The 19,380-nt window shown below is 46.6% G+C and carries 21 protein-coding genes; 11 read left to right on the top strand and 10 right to left on the bottom strand.

Features of this window, described 5'->3' with window-relative positions; all coding sequences use genetic code 11:
• Positions 1–33 precede the first annotated feature (33 nt).
• Positions 34–372 carry an ISC system 2Fe-2S type ferredoxin gene (fdx, locus tag NKU06_RS01315; RefSeq protein WP_254731773.1) on the top strand — a complete coding sequence of 113 codons (339 nt, stop codon included), beginning with the start codon at positions 34–36 and terminating at the stop codon, positions 370–372.
• Positions 373–594: 222 nt separating this feature from the next.
• Here fdx and purN read toward each other — a convergent pair whose 3' ends face one another.
• A complete protein-coding gene (gene purN / locus NKU06_RS01320) occupies positions 595–1,257 on the bottom strand; it encodes a phosphoribosylglycinamide formyltransferase (protein WP_254731775.1) in 663 nt (220 codons plus the stop codon).
• The gene (gene purM / locus NKU06_RS01325; RefSeq protein ID WP_254731777.1) at positions 1,257–2,300 is read right to left on the bottom strand and encodes a phosphoribosylformylglycinamidine cyclo-ligase; all 1,044 of its coding nucleotides are present in this window, start codon (positions 2,298–2,300) and stop codon (positions 1,257–1,259) included. Before purM ends, purN begins: the two co-directional genes overlap by 1 nt.
• A 201-nt stretch (positions 2,301–2,501) precedes the next feature.
• Between purM and NKU06_RS01330 the strand changes: the two genes are divergently transcribed.
• The 3 genes from NKU06_RS01330 to NKU06_RS01340 all read left to right on the top strand — a co-directional run bounded on the left by NKU06_RS01330 (position 2,502) and on the right by NKU06_RS01340 (position 5,261).
• On the top strand, positions 2,502–3,611 hold the full coding sequence (locus NKU06_RS01330) for an AI-2E family transporter (RefSeq protein WP_254731779.1): 1,110 nt from the start codon (positions 2,502–2,504) through the stop codon (positions 3,609–3,611).
• A 151-nt stretch (positions 3,612–3,762) separates the two neighbouring features.
• Positions 3,763–4,518, top strand: coding sequence for a DnaA ATPase domain-containing protein (locus NKU06_RS01335; protein WP_253224023.1), 756 nt, complete (start codon positions 3,763–3,765; stop codon positions 4,516–4,518).
• A 92-nt stretch (positions 4,519–4,610) separates the two neighbouring features.
• Positions 4,611–5,261 carry a DUF2057 domain-containing protein gene (locus tag NKU06_RS01340; protein ID WP_254731781.1) on the top strand — a complete coding sequence of 217 codons (651 nt, stop codon included), beginning with the start codon at positions 4,611–4,613 and terminating at the stop codon, positions 5,259–5,261.
• Positions 5,262–5,354: 93 nt separating this feature from the next.
• Here the strand turns inward: NKU06_RS01340 and zupT are convergent, their stop codons facing one another.
• The 7 genes from zupT to NKU06_RS01380 form a co-directional block, all read right to left on the bottom strand.
• On the bottom strand, positions 5,355–6,173 hold the full coding sequence (gene zupT, locus NKU06_RS01345; RefSeq protein WP_254731783.1) for a zinc transporter ZupT: 819 nt from the start codon (positions 6,171–6,173) through the stop codon (positions 5,355–5,357).
• Between the two features lie 71 nt (positions 6,174–6,244).
• Complete coding sequence (gene rpmA / locus NKU06_RS01350) at positions 6,245–6,502, bottom strand: 50S ribosomal protein L27 (RefSeq protein WP_003659274.1); 258 nt, start codon at positions 6,500–6,502, stop codon at positions 6,245–6,247.
• A gap of 63 nt (positions 6,503–6,565) precedes the next feature.
• Complete coding sequence (gene rplU, locus NKU06_RS01355; RefSeq protein ID WP_253224026.1) at positions 6,566–6,877, bottom strand: 50S ribosomal protein L21; 312 nt, start codon at positions 6,875–6,877, stop codon at positions 6,566–6,568.
• A gap of 131 nt (positions 6,878–7,008) precedes the next feature.
• The gene (locus NKU06_RS01360) at positions 7,009–7,416 is read right to left on the bottom strand and encodes a hypothetical protein (RefSeq protein WP_254731785.1); all 408 of its coding nucleotides are present in this window, start codon (positions 7,414–7,416) and stop codon (positions 7,009–7,011) included.
• Positions 7,417–7,458: 42 nt separating this feature from the next.
• On the bottom strand, positions 7,459–7,971 hold the full coding sequence (locus tag NKU06_RS01365; protein WP_254731787.1) for a TPM domain-containing protein: 513 nt from the start codon (positions 7,969–7,971) through the stop codon (positions 7,459–7,461).
• Positions 7,971–8,954 carry a YgcG family protein gene (locus tag NKU06_RS11655; RefSeq protein ID WP_305884401.1) on the bottom strand — a complete coding sequence of 328 codons (984 nt, stop codon included), beginning with the start codon at positions 8,952–8,954 and terminating at the stop codon, positions 7,971–7,973. The genes NKU06_RS01365 and NKU06_RS11655 overlap by 1 nt, the downstream gene beginning before the upstream one ends.
• Before the next feature lie 102 nt (positions 8,955–9,056).
• Entirely contained in the window at positions 9,057–9,662 is a 606-nt protein-coding gene (locus tag NKU06_RS01380; protein ID WP_254731789.1) for a LemA family protein, read from the bottom strand.
• A 451-nt stretch (positions 9,663–10,113) separates the two neighbouring features.
• Between NKU06_RS01380 and NKU06_RS01385 the strand changes: the two genes are divergently transcribed.
• A complete protein-coding gene (locus NKU06_RS01385) occupies positions 10,114–11,622 on the top strand; it encodes an alanine/glycine:cation symporter family protein (protein WP_371928019.1) in 1,509 nt (502 codons plus the stop codon).
• Between the two features lie 136 nt (positions 11,623–11,758).
• Here the strand turns inward: NKU06_RS01385 and metH are convergent, their stop codons facing one another.
• Positions 11,759–15,520 carry a methionine synthase gene (gene metH, locus NKU06_RS01390; RefSeq protein ID WP_254731793.1) on the bottom strand — a complete coding sequence of 1,254 codons (3,762 nt, stop codon included), beginning with the start codon at positions 15,518–15,520 and terminating at the stop codon, positions 11,759–11,761.
• A gap of 165 nt (positions 15,521–15,685) precedes the next feature.
• Here metH and NKU06_RS01395 point away from each other — a divergent pair, with 165 nt between their 5' ends.
• The 6 genes from NKU06_RS01395 to NKU06_RS01420 are packed head-to-tail and all read left to right on the top strand — an operon-like array spanning position 15,686 to position 19,372.
• Positions 15,686–16,432, top strand: coding sequence for a tetratricopeptide repeat protein (locus NKU06_RS01395; RefSeq protein WP_254731795.1), 747 nt, complete (start codon positions 15,686–15,688; stop codon positions 16,430–16,432).
• Between the two features lie 16 nt (positions 16,433–16,448).
• Complete coding sequence (locus tag NKU06_RS01400; protein ID WP_254731797.1) at positions 16,449–16,712, top strand: DUF1543 domain-containing protein; 264 nt, start codon at positions 16,449–16,451, stop codon at positions 16,710–16,712.
• Positions 16,713–16,733: 21 nt separating this feature from the next.
• Positions 16,734–17,387, top strand: coding sequence for an IS1595 family transposase (locus NKU06_RS01405; protein WP_254728721.1), 654 nt, complete (start codon positions 16,734–16,736; stop codon positions 17,385–17,387).
• The gene (locus NKU06_RS01410) at positions 17,377–17,736 is read left to right on the top strand and encodes a hypothetical protein (protein ID WP_254731799.1); all 360 of its coding nucleotides are present in this window, start codon (positions 17,377–17,379) and stop codon (positions 17,734–17,736) included. Before NKU06_RS01405 ends, NKU06_RS01410 begins: the two co-directional genes overlap by 11 nt.
• 36 nt (positions 17,737–17,772) lie before the next feature.
• Complete coding sequence (gene truD / locus NKU06_RS01415; RefSeq protein WP_254731801.1) at positions 17,773–18,855, top strand: tRNA pseudouridine(13) synthase TruD; 1,083 nt, start codon at positions 17,773–17,775, stop codon at positions 18,853–18,855.
• A 37-nt stretch (positions 18,856–18,892) separates the two neighbouring features.
• Complete coding sequence (locus NKU06_RS01420; protein ID WP_254731803.1) at positions 18,893–19,372, top strand: low molecular weight protein-tyrosine-phosphatase; 480 nt, start codon at positions 18,893–18,895, stop codon at positions 19,370–19,372.
• Positions 19,373–19,380: the final 8 nt, after the last annotated feature.

Consider the following 19,380-nt stretch of genomic DNA (forward strand, 5'->3'; position numbering starts at 1 on the left):
AGTCGGCAGACTATATCGTTAAAAGAGAAACTTATGACCACCGTAACCCTACTTCCACACCACGAAATCTGCCCAGAAGGCGCAACCGTAGAAATCAATGCAGGTGAAAACCTGTGTGAAGCACTGCTGGATCGCGGCATCAAGATTGAGCACGCTTGCGATATGTCAAAAGCCTGCACCACTTGCCATGTGATCGTACGCAAAGGCTTTGATAGCCTAGAAGAGATGGACGACATCGAAGGCGATTTACTTGATCGTGCATGGGGTCTTGAGCCTGATTCGCGTCTTGCTTGTCAGTGTATCGTCGCCGATGAAGATTTGGTGATTGAAATTCCAAAATACACGCTGAATCACGCCAAAGAAAATCATTGATTTTTAAGCATTAAAAAAGCCATCAGATAAAATGATGGCTTTTTTGTTTTTGCTAAAAACTTGTGTGTAGTGAGTATAGTTACTGAACGCCAAAATATACCGCGATTCAGTTTTTCGTTCGTAGTGAGCCTGTCGAACCATGACGCGAAAACCATTACCCTTCGATCAGCTTAAGATGAACGGTTTTGGTAATTTTTGAAGTTAAATCACCATATAAAACACTTAATCCAACCACAATTTCCATGGCAAATCGACAAATCTAGTTGTCTGCCCTGCTTTGATGGCTGTCAGATCAAGCGCGCCTTTGGCGATTAATTCCAATGTAAACGGCACCAGTCGATGCTCAAGCTTTTGCACTCGCTTACCAAGGCTCTCAGCGGTATCATGCTCATCGACAGACAGCCAAGCTTGGGTCAATACCTGTCCTGCATCCAGTTCAGGCGTCACCAAATGCACGCTACAGCCATGATGCTGATCGCCTGAGCGAATCACTCGTGCATGAGTATCTAGCCCCTTATAAGCAGGCAAAAGTGATGGATGTAGATTAATCATCGCACATGGCACAGCATGAATGAACTCAGCTGATAGCACGCGCATAAAGCCTGCCAACACCACCAAATCAGGTGACCAAGCTTCGATCTGAGCCAAAGCATGCTTTTCAAAGGTGGCGATACTCATGCGCTTGCCACTCGGTGCATGAGACAGCACTGCCACAGGGATGTTGGCAGTGCTAGCTCGGGTGATAGCATACGCATCTTCACGATTGCTAATCACACCGATGATGTCGATGGGCAAGGTACCTGCCTGCATGGCATCAATCATCACTTGCAAGTTTGAGCCGCTGCCCGAGACCAGCACAGCGACTTTTAGACGACGATGGCTCATCAGATATACACCACAGCTTTATCGGTGCGTTCGACGATTTCACCGATTTTCCAGACAGTCTCACCGCTGGCAGACAGCTCGCTCATCGCTTGCTCAGCCTTGTCCGCAGGGATAGCTATAATAAAGCCCACACCACAGTTGAAGGTGCGATACATCTCAAGCGTCTCAATGTTACCGCCTTTTTGTAGCCACTGGAACACTTCTGGCAGTGCCCAGCTTGATGTGTCAATTTGTGCAGCCAAGTTCTCAGGCAATACGCGCGGCAAGTTCTCAGTCAAGCCGCCACCTGTGATGTGTGCCATCGCATGGATATTGGCATTGCCCAGTGATTTTTGAAGCGCATTGACCGATTTGACATAGATGCGTGTTGGCGCCATCAGTGCATCCGCCAATGAACGCTCGCCCAATTTTTCGCTCGCCACATCTGTACCTGTCACTTCGATGACTTTACGGATTAGTGAATAGCCGTTTGAGTGTGCACCACTTGATGCTAGTGCAATCAGCACATCGCCTTGTTGAACATTGTCGCCTGTGATGACTTCAGACTCTTCGACCACACCAACACAAAAACCTGCCAAGTCATAATCTTCATCTTGGTACATCCCTGGCATCTCGGCAGTCTCACCACCGATCAAGGCACAGTTGGCAAGCTGACAGCCATCACCAATACCAGCGATCACCGTCGCTGCTGTATCAACATCCAGTTTGCCTGTCGCATAATAATCTAAGAAAAACAGCGGCTCGGCACCACAAACCAGTAGGTCATTAACACACATCGCCACCAAGTCTTGACCGATGGTCTCATGGCGATTCAGCTGTAGAGCCAACTTTAGCTTAGTACCGACACCGTCTGTGCCTGAGACCAAAAGCGGTGATTTATAGCCTGTTGGAATACGGCACAATGCACCAAAACCACCCAAGCCACCCATCACTTCAGGACGAGAAGTGGCCTTTGCCACTGATTTGATACGAGAAACCAACGCTTCGCCTGCGTCAATATCCACGCCTGCGTCTTTATAACTGAGTGAAGTTTGCTGTGTCATAACTACCCTTGTAAAATGCAATGCCAACTGGCGGAAAAATATTACTGTTTATTATAGCAAATTTTTTTGGTTAAGTTTTATGCCGTTGGCAAAATTATTGAGTTTTTTTAAGTTTTTATCAAAAAATTTTGGCTAATGAGTATCTAAAGCACACAAAATCGCTTAAAATAATCATCGTATTTATCGATGGAATTTTTATAAATGTATCGCACTGGCATTGACCCATTTTTTCGCCGTTTATTGATTTTATCAGCGGTTGGATTGTTTTTGTATACGCTGTTTTTAATGAAGTCAGTCATCGCACCGTTTGTGGCGTCATTTATTCTGGCATACTTTCTAAATCCCTTGGTCAGTATCGTCGGTCGTTTTATGCCACGCATTTTGGCGATCAGCCTAGTGTATGTGAGTGGCGGTGTGATTGCGGTGGCATTTTTTGTATGGCTTGTACCACTGCTTTGGGCGCAGCTTGAGCTACTATGGCAGTCTCTACCGGCAGCAGTGCTTTGGTACAATGATGTTGTGCGTCCATGGATCTCAATGCATACCAATGCCGATTTGTTGCCACTGGATGTCAATGTGCTATCCAATGCCGCTTTGGAATTTTTTCAAAAAAACTATCAATTTGCCGATGCTCAAGGCTTTATTCGTCAGGCGCTCAGCTCTGGTATGACTTTTGCCAATAGCTTTGGGCTTTTGGTGATGATTCCAATTTTGGCATTTTATTTTTTATTGGGCTGGGATCAGCGTCTTGCCACTTGGCAATCCGCCATCCCAAAACCATATACCAAAAAAGTTGTCGAAATCACCAAGGACTGTCACGAAGCACTGATGAGTTTTGCCAAGGGTCAGCTACTTGTCATGGTACTCCTTGGCACGATTTATGCCGTGCAACTCGAGCTGATTGGACTCAAGCTTGGTCTGATCATCGGCATCTCAGCAGGCATTGCAAGCTTTGTACCCTACCTTGGCTTTGGCGTTGGCATCATCGCTGCTCTGATTGCTGGCGTGTTTCAATTTGGCTTTGATTGGTTGCAGCTTGGTTTGATTGTCGGTGCTTTTATGGTTGGACAAGCCTTAGAAGGCTATGTACTACAGCCGCTACTGCTTGGCAATAAAATTGGTCTGTCGCCACTATGGGTGATTTTCTCAGTACTTGCCGGTGCAGCGGTTTTTGGCTTTGTGGGGATGCTCATCGCCCTACCCGTCTCTGCGGTGCTCAATGTGCTTTTTTATCATGCTTATCAAGCCTATCTGGACAGTGATTGGTACAAAGGGCGCAGGCAGTATCAGCTGTTTGGGCGTGATGAATGAGAAGCGCGATGAATATTTGTCAATTTATCTTGCAGCGCAGCGCCAAAATGTGCTATATATAGCCTAACAAATGTAGCCTTGTAAAACTTGACTAAACCCCCTACAATAACAACGATAATTTTGGACATTTTTCGCACAAGCTGACTGTTTTATGACCGATTTATTTTCGCAAGATTCCTTGAACATTGATATCCGCCAAGAGATCAGCTTGGCGGACTTTAGCTCAGCAGGATATCGCCCCATCATCGATGCGGTAGCAAGGCTTGTCGATGGCTCACTGCGCGAGCTGTTCATCGTCGGCGGTAAGGGTTTTGGCAAGACGCGCCTTGCCAGTGCGATTTACGATCATTATGTCAAGCAAACGCAAAAGATGGCGATCAGCCTGCACTTAGATGAGCTCATTGATGAAGATCCGCACGCCACTGCATTGGCAGGACTTGAGATGTTCGATTTGATCATTATCGATGACTTGCAGCTGGTGCGCCAAAATTATGAATGGCAAGAAGGCTTATTTCACCTAATCAATCGCATTCATGAGCACAAAAAACAGCTGCTGTATTTTGCCGATGATACCGCGCGCGAACTTGAGCTCAGTCTTCATGATCTGCACACACGGCTATCGCTTGCGCCGATGCTCAATATGCCTGATCATGATGACATCAATGATCGCAAGATTTTGATCGATACGATTTTAAAGAAGAAAAATTGGCGACTGCCTGAAGAGATTTTGGACTATTTATTACACGAAGGACCGAGAAACGCAGGTGATATCAATATTGTGCTTAGCCACATCACACCGCTACTGACTCGACTGTCGCGTGTGCAAATTCCCAAAAAAACCATCACCGAAGCCAAAAATATCATCCTTCGCGAAACTTTCATGCTTGAAGTCAGTGAAGGAGAATAAGCTTCAGCGATTTTTGCAATATTGCAATAAACTATAGCCAAAAGCACAAAAACATGATATTTTATCAACACATTATTCATTAGGATTTGATTATGAAAACAGTAAAATTGCTCGCCATCGCCGCCGCTGCTATTATGAGTGGTAGTGCTTTGGCACAAGTCACGCTGAATGTCGATGACAACATCAAAGTTACCGCCATCAATGGCAAAGAAGTGCGTCACGGCCTGTTGCAGCCGCTGAAGCAAAGCTTTACGCTTGAACCAGGTCAGCATGTGATCACCGCGCGTTATGATCGCTTGTTCAACCTAAATAGCGACAACCACGATTATCTAAAATCAGGTAACATCACCGTTGCTGCTGAATTGGCTGATAACCAAACCTATCAGCTGATCATGCCAAATCAGCCAAATACTTATAACGCCGCTAAGGACTATGTCAAAGCGCCAAGCCTTGCCATCGCCCAAAACGGTAAAATCATCGCCCAAGAAGACAGCAGCGAAGATCGCAATGGTGTCTTTGCCAACCTAACCAACTCAATCGGTGGCATCTTCAGCCGTGGCGACTCGGCACTGAGCGCCAATCAGCGCACCATCACTGCCATCAATCAGCAACAAGCCACCGCCCCTGTCGCGCCTGCTGTATCTGCACCACGCGCGCAGAATAACTTGGATGGCTTTATGCAACTGTGGCTGAACTCCAGCGACGAAGAGCGCGAAAAGATCCGCCAATGGATTGAAAAATAATCCATCATTAAAAAAGGGCTTGTATCATTCAAGCCCTTTTTGTTTTATTAAATTTTCAGCTATGTCAAATTTGATAAATCTGGTTCATGCCAATTAGGTCATGCTAAATAATGCCAAACTGATGGCAATCATCGCCATACCACCGACCAAGCCATACACCGTCTCATGTCCGTCAGAATATCGCTTGGCAGCAGGTAACAGCTCATCCATCGCCAAAAATACCATCGTCCCTGCAATGATACCAAACACCCAACCAAATACATCAGCGGATAAAAATGGCTTCAGCACAAAATAACCCATCAATGCGCCAAATGGCTCAGCAAGCCCTGAGACCAGACACGCCATCACAGTCAGCCGCTTATTCTGCGTGGCAAAATAAATCGGTGCTGCGATAGAGATCCCTTCAGGAATATTATGCACCGCAATAGCAAATGCCAATGGCGCACCCACTGTTGGACTGTCCATCGTCGCAAAAAATGTCGCCAACCCTTCAGGCAGATTATGTGCAGTAATGGCAAGCGCTGACATCAGACCGATGCGCTTGAGCATGGTTTTTTGACCATCTTGGAACTGCGGATCATTGACATCCAATGTCTCGTGCGGATTGGGAATCAAGCGATCGAGCATCAGCACCATCACAAGCCCGAGCAAAAATGCTGCCGTCGCCCACAGTGTGCCATGACCATATAACTGCCCAAAGCTATCGACTGACTTGCCAAAAATCTCCGTCAAAGAAACAAAGACCATCGCCCCTGCCGCAAAGGCAAGACCAAAGGCAAGCAATCTTGGGCTTGGGGTTTTTTGGAAAAATACCAAAGCACTACCAAGCACCGTCGCCATGCCAGCAACCAAAGTAATCACAAGCGCAATCAGAACATTATCAAGCATATCAATACCCACAGCTGCACTCATCACAAAACATACAACAAAAAGACCCATCATGATCAGACACGATGAGTCTTTGGCTTTGGATCTATACGAGATTATTTAGCAAGTACAGAAACATAGCGACGGTTAAATTGACCTTTGGTCTCGAACTTTACCACACCTTCAGTCAAAGCGAATAGTGTGTGGTCACGACCCATGCCAACACCTTCACCTGCGTGGAATTCAGTACCGCGCTGACGAACGATGATGTTACCAGCAACGACATCTTGACCGCCAAATACTTTTACGCCAAGCATTTTTGGGTTAGAATCACGACCGTTACGAGTAGAACCTGCGGCTTTTTTATGTGCCATGAGAATATCTCCTATTGGGATACCAGTGAGTGAATCCATGGTATCAATTACTAATGTGGTGAATTAAGCGTTGATGGCTTTGATTTTAAGCTCAGTGAACCATTGACGGTGACCTTGCTCTTTGTGGTAGTGCTTACGGCGACGGTGCTTAACAATACGCACTTTCTTGCCACGACCATGATCAACCACTTCAGCTTCTACACTCGCACCAGCAACTAGCGGCTCACCGATTTTGATGTCTGCGCCATTGACAACCATTAGCACATCTTCGATTTTTAGCGTTGCGCCTTTTTCAGCTTTTAGCAGCTCAACTTTCAAAGTTTCGCCAACGCTAACACGGTGTTGTTTACCGCCACTTTTGATTACTGCGTACATCTTGAGTTCTCCAGATAAACCTGTGTGCCGTGGCTATCCCTTGATAGCACTTGATAACGAACACGACAAGGATGTAAAATAAGGCGACATTTTACTAAATCAATGCCTTAAAAGCAAGCGTTTTTTGTGTTTTATTGTATCGCACGGATCTCATCGATGATGGTTTCGATTTGTCGTACGCTAAAATCACTTGGTACGCTAAAAATCAGCACATCATCCAGCTTACGGCGCGACCACACGGCAGTATCATCAATGGTAACGATGGCAAGCTGTTTGTCGTTTTTGCTGATTAAGACACGATTGGCTTTGTGCTGCAGCGTATGATCTGTCAAGCTTGGGCGCAGGATATTTAATAACTTTTGTAAAGTTGGATCGGTATCATCAATAAGTCTTAAAGCGTGCTTTGGTGCGGATTTTTTGGACGGCTCTTTTCTAGGCAACCCTTTTCTAAATAACACAGGCTTTAACCATGCTGCCAAAAACAGCACAAGCAGCAATAAACCCAAAGCAATCAGCCAAGTGAGTGCACTATAATTCACATTCGCCCCATTTATCAGTTATTCAAAATCATCTTATAAAAGCTATCTGATAAAAGTCACGCGATTGAGCAGCTCATTACCCATCACATCATCGCTCGGCTGATGTGTGGCAAGCAGCCCGCCCACCTGATGAATCAGCCGACTGATCGCCGATGGCATATCCCCTGCTCGGCACTGCGTCAATGCTTGATCGCACAGTGCCTGCCAAGCCTGCTCGCCCACCGCTTGATCGATACCGCGATCAGCGACGATCTGTAGCTGATGCTCGCACAGATTCAGATAAATCAGCACACCGGTATTATACTCTGTGTCCCAAACGCGATGAAGCGCGAACAAATCAATCGCACGCTCGGCACAATCTTGATGATACGCGCTGCTGATCGGCAGATGATTTTCGACGATGACACAGATCTCACCTGCGTGTCCGATCTCAGCTTGGGCAATGTCATCACTCCAGCGTGCTTTGACCGCCTTATTCAGCCAACGACTTTGAATCATCGACACATACATCAGCTGACGGAACAGCCGCGCCAAACTGGTTGTTGAAGTTGTCATCACCATGAACCCCCTGCACCACCGCCGCCAAATCCACCGCCGCCACCACTATAACCACCGCCGCCAAAGCCGCCACCGCCGAATCCACCACCAAAGCCGCCGCCAGAACGACCGCCACCGCGATAATTACCTGCGCTCGTGCCCAGTGCGCGCGATACCGACGATCCTGAGATGAGCAAAAATAAGAACAGCACAAACGCCGCAGGAATGGCGAATAATAACCCAATCCCTGCAAGGCTTGATAATGCCACAAAGCCCACCGATGTGACGCCTGCACCCAAGATACGGCCCAGCATGGCGGTGAAAATCTTACCAGCAATGATTCCTATGATAAATAAAGTCAATAAATCAAAACCACCTGCATCTTCTTCTGGTGCAGCATTCATCTGTGAGAGTGTCTGCGGATCGGCTTGTAGGCGCGCATCGATGGCATCAATGGCTTGCATGAGACCGTCCGCATAGCGCGATTCACGAAATGCCGGCGTCATCTGCTCACGAATAATCCGCTTGGCAATGACATCAGGAATGACCCCTTCTAGCCCATAACCTGTGACAATTTGCATCTTGCGATCATCGATGGCGACGACGATCAATAGACCATTGTCGGTGTCTTTATTACCTAGCCCCCAACGATCCGCTGTCTGCATGGCATAATCAAAAATCAGCACATTGCCTGTAGTCGGCACAATGACCACCGCCATTTGCGCTTTGCCTGAATCATGGATTTGGCGTAAGCGGTCAGATAAGCTCTGCTTTTGCGCAGCGCTCAAGACACCCACTTCATCGATCACAGGCGCATCAAGCAGCAGCTGATCGGCAGATTTGACAGACTGCTCATTGACCGCACCCGTCCACGATGCATCTGCCGTATCCGCCTGCGCCACTGCGACCGCTTGGGCACTGCCTGCCAAGCTTGTCATTGGCGCGCCTATAGCAAGTGTCGTAGCAAGTGCGATTTGGGCTGCGCGTTTTAATAATTGCACTGGAATTCCGTGTAGTTAAAATGCGTGAAACTTATCAAAAACCATCGGAATTAACCTTAGGTTTTGACTTTATATATAAGTAATTAACAAGTAAAAACTTGCTTATTTTTGCTCTTTATTGCCAAATTCTACTTTTGGCGCTGTCGAAATCGCTTGTTCATTTTCAACGCTAAAGTTCACCTTTGTATCCATACCAAAGACTTTGGCGGTCAAATTGGTTGGGAATTGCCGCACGGTGGTGTTATAAGTTTTCACATCTTCGATATAGCGATTACGCGCAACCGTGATGCGGTTTTCTGTACCTTCTAGCTGTGCTTGTAGGTCTTGGAAAGCAGCATCGGCTTTCAGCTGTGGATAATTTTCAGACACCATCATCAGACGCGATAGAGCTGAAGTCATCTCGCCTTGCGCCGCTTGATAATTTGCCATCGCTTGTGGGTCGTTCAGCGCTTCTGGAGTCAGCTGTACACTACCGACTTTGGCACGCGCGTTCGCCACTTGGGTGAAGACTTCTTGCTCATGCGTGGCATAACGCTCCACAGTCGCCACGAGGTTTGGCACAAGATCAGCACGGCGCTGATATTGGTTCACTACTTCTGACCATGATGCGTTGATTTGTTCATCTTGGGCTTGCAGATTATTATAACCACAACCAGATAGACTTAAGGTGCTTGCTAATACCACACTTGCCAATAACGACTTTTTCATAACTCACTCTCACGATAAAATAAAAAAACTGCTACTATTATTATGCGCATGATTATCGCGCTTTTTCAATGATTAGTTACAAAACTAGACAAAAAATCAATCGCACACCCATCAAATCACCATCCGCCCTTTGGATGATTGACAAGTGGGGCAAAAAGCGGGATTTTTGGCAAAATTTGGTGAAAAATGGCTATTTTTTCACAATTTTTTACGAATTATTGCATTTTTTACTAGCTTTTATTCCGATTTTGTGGCAAATTGCAACAATCTAAGCCGTGTTTGTTGCAGATGGCTTGTAATCGGTTATTTTTTGTTACCGAGCAAACACACTTAGGGCAAATGGATTGACCATCCAAAGCGCATTTTGCAAGGCTTAAATGAGCTGTCAGATGATCTTTCGATGGTCGGATTGAGATGCGCACCGATCAAGGTGCAAGACACTATAAAGGATATGCTTATGGAAAGCATGATTAATACGCTCAACGGCATCATTTGGAGCCCTGCGCTGATCTATCTGTGCTTGGCAGCTGGTCTATTTTTCTCCCTACTCACTCGTTTTATGCAGGTTCGTCATTTTAAAGAAATGATCAGCCTGCTTTTTGCACGCAATGAATCACCAGAAGGCATCAGCTCATTTCAAGCACTTGTAGTTGCACTGTCTGGCCGTGTTGGTATGGGTAACATCGCAGGTGTCGCAGCAGCGATCGGTTTCGGTGGTCCAGGTGCGGTATTTTGGATGTGGGTCGTGGCATTTTTGGGTGCATCGACTGCTTATGTGGAATCTACCCTAGGTCAGATTTATAAAGTCAATGACAATGGTCAATATCGCGGCGGTCCTGCGTTCTACTTCGATCGCTTCTTTGGCGGCGGTTTTGGTAAGTCTTATGGCATCTTGGTTGCAATCTCGTTCGTGATCTCGTGCGGCCTATTCCTACCGGGTGTACAGGCTAACGGCGTTGTGAAAGCTATCACAGGCATCACAGGCGAAGGCACAATGGTTGCGACCACTTTTGGCGATCTTGGCATGAACACTTTGATCGTAACTTTGGTGGTGGTATTGCTACTGGGTCTGATCATCTTTGGTGGTATCAAGCGTATCGCACGCGTCGCTGAGTTTGTCGTACCTTTCATGGCACTTGGCTATATCTTGATGGCGGTGCTAATCATCCTATTTAACATCGAAAAACTACCAAGCGTCATCAGCATGATAGTCGGCGATGCCTTCACTGCACAAGCAGGTCTGGGCGCAGCGATCGGTTGGGGTGTGAAGCGCGGTGTCTATTCGAACGAAGCCGGTCAAGGTACTGGTCCGCATCACGCGGCGGCAGCTGAAGTGCAACATCCAGCACAACAAGGTATCGTACAAGCATTCTCTGTCTATGTCGATACACTATTCGTCTGCTCAGCAACTGCATTCATGATCCTAATGACTGGCATGTACAACATCCAAGGCACACTGCCTGATGGTCAATTCCTAGTACAAAATATCGATGCAGCAACCACCATCAGTGGCCCTGCCTTCACCCAAATGGCAGTATCTAGCATCTTTGGTCATTTTGGTAATGCTTTCGTAGCGATCGCGGTATTCTTCTTCTCATTCACCACGATCATGGCATACTACTACATCGCAGAAGTGAACATCGCTTATCTGACTCGTAAAGCCAACTCAACTCTGCCAATTTTCTTGATCAAAGTCGTGCTAATGCTTGCTGTTGCTTATGGCGCGGTAAACAGTGCAGGCTACATCTGGAATATGGGTGATGTCGGCGTAGGTCTAACTGCTTGGCTGAACATCGTCGGTATCTTGATCATCTTCTTTATGGCAAAACCAACCATCATTGCCCTAAAAGACTATGAAGCACAGAAAAAAGCTGGCGTTACCAATTATACTTTTGACCCTGTGAAACTTGGCATCAAAAATGCAACTTTCTGGGAAGATCGTATCAAAAATGGTAAATAATCAGTTTTGACGATTGATAAAATTAAGCCCTGTCGGATGATGGGGCTTAATTTTTTGGGGTTTTGGTCAATTAGAAAAAATCCGCTTGCAAAGCTTAAGCCCAGCAAGCGGATTTTTATGAGTTTAAATCACATCATCACAGATTTGGATTTAGCCACTTCTCAGCAGTCTTGATATCCCAACCCTTACGGCGTGCATAGTCTTCTAATTGGTCGCTGCTGATTTTACCGACATTAAAATAGGTGCTGTCAGGGTGGCTATAATAAAAACCCGATACGCTAGATGGTGGCCACATGGCGTAGCTTTCGGTGAGATAAGTACCGATGGCATTGGTGGTGTCTAGCCAGTCAAACAACTTGCCTTTTTCGGTATGCTCAGGGCAAGCAGGATAACCTGGCGCAGGACGAATGCCAACATATTGCTCTTTAATCAGCTCTTCGTTGCTTAGGTTTTCGTCCGCTTGATAGCCCCAGTAGTCTTTGCGAATCAGCTCATGCAGATGCTCGGCAAAGCTTTCGGCAAAGCGGTCGCACACTGCCTGCACCATGATGGCATTATAGTCATCGCCTTTTGCCTTATACTCATTGGCAAGCTCTTCGGCACCAAAGATAGACACGGTAAAGCCGCCCAAATAATCATTGCCATTTGGCGAGATAAAGTCAGCCAGACTATAATTTGGTTTGCCGGTGACTTTATCACTTTGTTGGCGTAAATGCTCAAAGTGCTGAACCACTTGACCTGCCTCATCATAGACTACGACGGTGTCAGGTGCACTGCGTTGTGCCTTGGCTAGGCGAAATACCGCTTTGGCGGTGACCAGTTTTTCTTTGATGAGCTTATCAATCATTGCCTGTGCATTAGCGTACAAATCACGGGCTTCAGCACCGACAACTTCATCATCAAAGATTTTTGGGTATTTGCCCACCAAGCCCCACGAGATAAAAAACGGCGTCCAGTCAATATACGGCAACAAGTTTTCAAGTGGATAATCATCAAGCACCAGCTGCCCAAGCGTATTTGGCACTGGCGGTGTATAGCTATCCCAATCATACTGAAAGCCTTCGGCAATCGACTGCTCATAGCTGAGCTTTGCCCCTTTTGGCTTACGATTGGCTAGGCGTTCACGCACTTCGCTGTACTCTGCGCGAATCTCATCAATGAACTCGCCACGCTTATCCTTGGATAATAAGGTCGTCGCCACACCGACAGCACGGCTGGCATCTGCCACATAGACGACGATGTCATTCTGGTAATTGGGTTCAATCTTGACCGCCGTATGCGCTTTACTCGTGGTCGCCCCACCGATTAAGAGTGGCAGCTTAAAGCCTTGCTCTTGCATTTGTTTGGCGACATAGACCATCTCATCAAGGCTTGGGGTAATCAGCCCTGACAATCCGATGATGTCCACATTTTCATCACGAGCCACTTGCAAAATCTTCTCGCACGGCACCATCACCCCTAGATCAATGATCTCATAGCCGTTACAGCCCAAGACTACACCGACGATATTTTTGCCGATGTCATGCACATCGCCTTTGACGGTCGCCATCAGGATTTTACCCTTGGACTCGCCTGCGACCTTTTCGGCTTCAATGTAGGGATTTAGCCATGCGACGGCTTGTTTCATCACACGGGCGGATTTGACCACCTGTGGCAAGAACATCTTACCTGCGCCGAACAAATCCCCCACCACATTCATGCCGTCCATCAAAGGCCCTTCGATGACATCGAGCGGTCGTGGGTATTTTTGGCGAGCTTCTTCGGTGTCCTCATCAATATAGGTGGTAATGCCTTTGACCAAGGCGTATTCAATGCGTTTTTCTACCGTGTCTTCACGCCATGCTAGGTCAGCACCGCCTGATTTGGCTTTGTCGCCTGAATGGTAATTTTCGGCAACTTCAAGCAGCTTCTCTGTCGCTTCGTTGTTGTCGTTATTACGGTTTAAAATCACATCTTCGATAGCATCACGGGCAGATGGCTCAATCTCATCATACAACTCAAGCATCGCAGGATTGACAATGCCCATCGTCATGCCGTTATTGATGGCGTGGTACAAGAACACCGCATGAATCGCTTCACGAATCGGATTACCACGGAAACTAAACGACACATTGGACACACCGCCCGACACCATCGCATTGGGCAGGTTGTCGGTAATCCATTTGGTCGCTTTGATAAAGTCCACGCCGTAGTTATTATGCTCTTCGATACCTGTGGCGACCGCAAAGATGTTCGGGTCAAAGATGATGTCTTCGGATGGGAAGCCCACTTCATCGACCAAAATATCATAACTGCGTTTACAAATCTCAATCTTGCGTGCTTCGGTGTCCGCTTGCCCGACTTCATCAAACGCCATGACAATCACCGCTGCCCCGTATCGCATACATAGGCGAGCTTTGGCGACAAATTCATCATAGCCTTCTTTTAATGAGATAGAATTGACAATCGCTTTGCCTTGCGTGCATTTGAGACCTGCTTCGATGATGTCCCATTTTGATGAGTCAATCATCAGTGGCACTCGGCTGATGTCAGGCTCGGACGCAATCAGATTGACAAAATGAATCATCGCCTGCTTACTATCAAGCATCGCTTCATCCATGTTGATGTCCACGACCTGTGCACCGCCTTCTACCTGGTCTCGGGCGACATCAAGAGCTTCTGCGTATTCTTCGTTTTTGATCAGTCGCAAGAATTTTTTGGAGCCTGTGACATTGGTACGCTCACCGACATTGACAAATAAGCTATCACGAGTGATGTTAAAGGCTTCTAATCCTGACAAACGGCAAGCAGGCTTGTACTCAGGAATGGCTCGTGGTGCGTGCGGTGATACCATCTCTACGATGGTGCGGATATGTTCAGGTGTCGTGCCACAGCAGCCACCGACGATATTGACAATCCCTGCCTTGGCAAAGCCCTGCACCATCGTGGCGGTCTCGGTGGCCGTTTCGTCATATTCGCCAAATTCGTTCGGCAAGCCTGCATTGGGGTGTGCTGACACAAAGGTCTCACAGACATCAGATAAGCTTTGGATGTGTGGCTTGAGTGCATCCGCCCCCAAAGCACAGTTAAAACCGATTGAGATAGGCTTAGCATGACGCACTGAGTTATAAAACGCTTCTGCCGTTTGCCCTGACAGTGTCCGCCCCGATGCGTCGGTAATCGTACCACTGATCATAATCGGCAGCTCAAAACCAATCATCTCAAACACGCCCGTCACCGCAAAAATCGCCGCCTTGGCGTTTAGGGTGTCAAACACCGTCTCAATCAAAATAATGTCCGCCCCACCGTCAATCAGTGCCAGCGTACTTTCGGTGTAGTTGTCCACGAGCTCATCAAAGGTCACATTACGAAACGCAGGGTCATTGACATCGGGTGAGATGGAACAAGTGCGAGAAGTTGGACCGATGACACCTGCCACAAAGCGTGGCTTATCAGGCGTTTTGGCGTTGTATTCATCACAAGCTAGGCGGGCTAGGCGAGCGGCTTCACGGTTGATCTCATAGGTCAGATGCTCCATGTGATAATCCGCCATCGAGATCTGCGTACCATTAAAGCTGTTGGTCTCGATGATGTCTGAGCCAGCTTCCAGATAACTTCTATGAATCGCACTGATGATGTCAGGCTGTGTCAGTACGAGCAGGTCATTATTACCCTTGACATCGTTAGGTATATCAGCAAAACGAGTGCCACGATAGTCGCTTTCGGTGAGTTTATAGTTCTGAATCTCTGTCCCCATCGCCCCATCAAGAAATAAAATCCGCTGTTTCAAAAGCTCTGTCAAGCGTGCTTTATTGGTGCTTTGGGTATCACGATGGGCAAATTCGCCCTGTGGCGTGCGAATAAAATTATCAGGATTGTGCGGTTTGTGAGTAGTGTTGTTATTGGCTGATACGCTCATAAGTTATCCAAAATTTGGCAAATAAAATGGGCTTATTATAGCAGTTTTATGCTGTGATGATGGCTAAGTTTTTGTAATTTTTGTCAAATTGGCTTCGTTGGCAAATGATGGGGAAATTGTTATACTAGATAAATTATTAATCAGTCTTTTGATGGAGTGTAAAGGATGAAAAAGCTAGCAAGTTTGGCGATGGGACTTATGCTGTCGATGTCGGTGATGGCGAATACTGCCTTTGACCAAGGCATGTATTATGTCAGTCTTGGCACTGATGATGGTTATCGTCAGGCGTTTAGTTATTTTAGTCAAGCCGCCAATCAGGGAGATGCCGCTGCTCAATTTAATCTTGGCGTGATGTATTACGAAGGTCAAGGCGTGCGTCAAGATTACCAAAAAGCGGTAGAGTGGTACACCAAAGCCGCCGCCCAAAATCATGCCAAGGCTCAACATAATCTTGGTGTGATGTATTACGAAGGTCAGGGCGTACAGCAAAATTACCAAAAAGCGGTAGAGTGGTACACCAAAGCCGCTAATCAAGGGTTTGCCGCTGCTCAGTATAACCTTGGTGTGATGTATGAGAATGGTGAAGGCGTGCGTCAAGATTATCATCAAGCGGTTGAATGGTACACCAAAGCTGCCAATCAAGGGTTTGCTGATGCTCAAAGTAATCTTGGCGTGATGTATCACCAAGGTCATGGCGTGCGTCAAGATTATAAACAAGCCTTTAATTGGTATGCCAAAGCCGCCGCCCAAAACAATGCCATAGCTCAATACAATATCGGTAGTATGTATAATAATGGTCAAGGCGTCCGCCAAAGCTACTCACTTGCCAAAGAATGGTTTGGAAAAGCCTGCGACAATGGCAATCAAAACGGCTGTGATGCATATCGTGAGCTAAACCAACAAGGTTATTAAAACATAAAGGCAAATCATGTATCTGTATATGCTAAAAATCGGTGCTACACCAAAGGGTCGGCTGATTGAACAGCATGATATTTTCTTTGGCATCGCCGATGATGTGCGTGAGTTGATACCGCATTTTGAATCAGCTTGGCAAGAAATCAAAGATATTTGGCATCTGGACGCCTATCGCAAAATTACTGCGGTTGATGGCTATCGCATTGAGATTATCAATAAAGACGATCATCCCAATGACCCACCCAACGACAAACATTTAGGGGCTGTAGTAGATTAGCACTTATGCTATACTACAAACATGAAGATAACTCGTTGTAAATTAAGTAAAAAAGTTCAAATAAAACTGCTTGAATTTTTTGTTGCACAAGTTACTGCTAGAACAGCAAGTGATTTGCTTGGCATTCAGCACAATTCAGCAGCTTTATTTTACCGCAAAATCAGACTTGTGATAGAATATAATCTCAACCTTGAAGCTCACACTTTGTTTGATGGTGAAGTAGAGCTTGATGAAAGCTACTTCGGTGGCATTCGCAAAGGTAAGCGAGGTCGTGGCGCTGGTGGTAAAACAGCTGTATTTGGTCTTTTGAAGCGTAATGGCAAGGTTTATACTGTTGTGGTAAAAGATACCAAGCAAAGCACCTTAATGCCTATCATCTCAAGCAAAATCAAGCCAGATAGCATCGTTTACACAGATAGTTACAGAAGCTATAATGCTCTTGATGTGAGTGAGTTTAAACACTTTCGCATCAATCATTCCAAAGAGTTTGTCAAAGACCACAACCACATCAACGGCATTGAAAATTTCTGGTCTCAAGCTAAACGAGTACTTAGAAAATACAATGGCATTGACAAGAAAAACTTCCATCTTTTTATCAAAGAATGTGAGTTTAGATTTAACTACAGTACACCATCTAATCAGCTTAAAATATTGAGAAAATGGTGTGGGATTTAGACCTTATCTACTACAGCCCCAACATTTATATTTTGTCAATCTTGGTGGCTACAAGCCCAATCATTTTGAAGAATATCATCACAAATTATTGATTATGGCTGATGATATCCATCAAGCGACCGCCATCGCCAAACAAAGCGAATTTTATCAAGCGTTTGACATCGCAGGTACTCGAGCGACATCGCATATCGATGATAAATATGGCGTGGATATTGATGAGATTCACAATGTCAGTGATGTGCTACCCCAAGCGTTCAAAGACCGCTACCGTCTGCATATCACCGCAGATAGTACGGCTACCCCTGATGAGATGGTGATTGGCTATCTGCCGAAGAAGATGTTTGTGTGATACAATGGTGGCGAAGATATTTTACTGAGCGACACCATGACCCGTCCTATCCGCCACGCTATTTATAAAGCCACGCCTGCCGACTTTATCGTCACCGAACAGCTTGCCATCGAGCACACCCACGATGGCGAACATCTGTGGTTATACATCACCAAAATCAATCTAAACACCGCCTATGTCGTACGACTACTGGCTGACTGGGCAGGCGTGCCTACAGCAGATGTCGGCTATTCAGGGCTAAAAGACCGCCACGCCATCACCCATCAGTGGTTCAGTATTCGCCTGCCGACCAAGGTGGTGCCGAGTGTGCCATTTACCGACTTTATCAAGCCGCATCTGCACGATGGCGAGTCCGTCCACATCAGCGAGCAAGTGTGGCACAGTCGCAAGCTAGGTCGTGGTACGCACAAATCCAATCACTTCACCATCACCCTACGTGCTGTCACAGGCGATAAAGCCGCCATCGATGATAGACTCAATCAAATCAAAACCAGTGGCGTGCCAAACTATTTTGGCGAACAGCGGTTTGGCAATGATCAGGGCAATATCCAAAAGGCTCAAGGGTTTTTTGAAAAAATCCTAGCCACGCCCAAGCCCTACCGCCCAAATAAAAAAACCGCTCATCGTGATAGCCTACTGATCTCGACCGCTCGCAGTGTACTGTTCAATGCCATGCTGGATGCTCGTGTGGCAGATGGCAATTGGCAGACGGCGATCGATGGTGATGTGTTCAATCTAGATGGCACAGGCTCGATTTTTGTGGCTGATATCGATGATGACATCCGCACTCGCCTGGGGGCTGGTGATATCCACCCCACCGCTCCACTGTTTGGCACAGGTACGCCCAAGCATACCGCTGATGCGGCCGCACTGTATGATGGCGTGCTTGGTCGGGATGAATTTACGGTATTTTGCCAAGGGCTACTGAAGATTGATGCCAAAATAAGCTATCGCCCCTTACGCCTATTGGTGCGGGCATTGACTTGGCGCTGGGCAGATGATGCATCATTGGTGCTGAATTTTGAACTGCCAAAGGGGGCATTTGCTACAGTCGTGCTATCGGCTTTGGTGGATGAATTGGTGATGGGATCATCATCACAAGACACATCAGATGCATGACAAGCACAAGATTTCACATTGATGATTGAGAAGATTTATGACTTATCCTAGCAGTATTTTATTTGTTTGTCTTGGCAATATCTGCCGATCACCTGCTGCTGAAGCGGTGATGACGACCAAAATTACCAATGCCCGCCTACCCATACGCCTAGATTCAGCAGGCACCGCCAATTACCACACAGGCAATCCGCCTGACACTCGCAGTATCAAAGTTGGTCGGTCTCTAGGCTATGATTTATCAAGCTTAAGAGCCAGACAGATCAGCGTGGCGGACTTTTATGAGTTTGAACTCATCTTTGCGATGGATGAGAGTAATTTGGCAAATTTAAGCAAACTACGCACCCAAGCCGAACAGCTTGCAGATGGTCGTACGGTGGCACGCTTGCAGCTATTTGATCCAACTGGCAAAGCCGTTGCCGATCCTTATTATGGGGATGAATCTGATTTTGTGGCGATGTATGAGCATTTGGAATCGGTGGCTGATCAGCACTTGATCGCATGGCAACACCGTATATGAGATTTGTT

This window comes from Moraxella sp. FZLJ2109, assembly GCF_024296965.1.
Taxonomy (GTDB): Bacteria; Pseudomonadota; Gammaproteobacteria; order Pseudomonadales; family Moraxellaceae; genus Moraxella.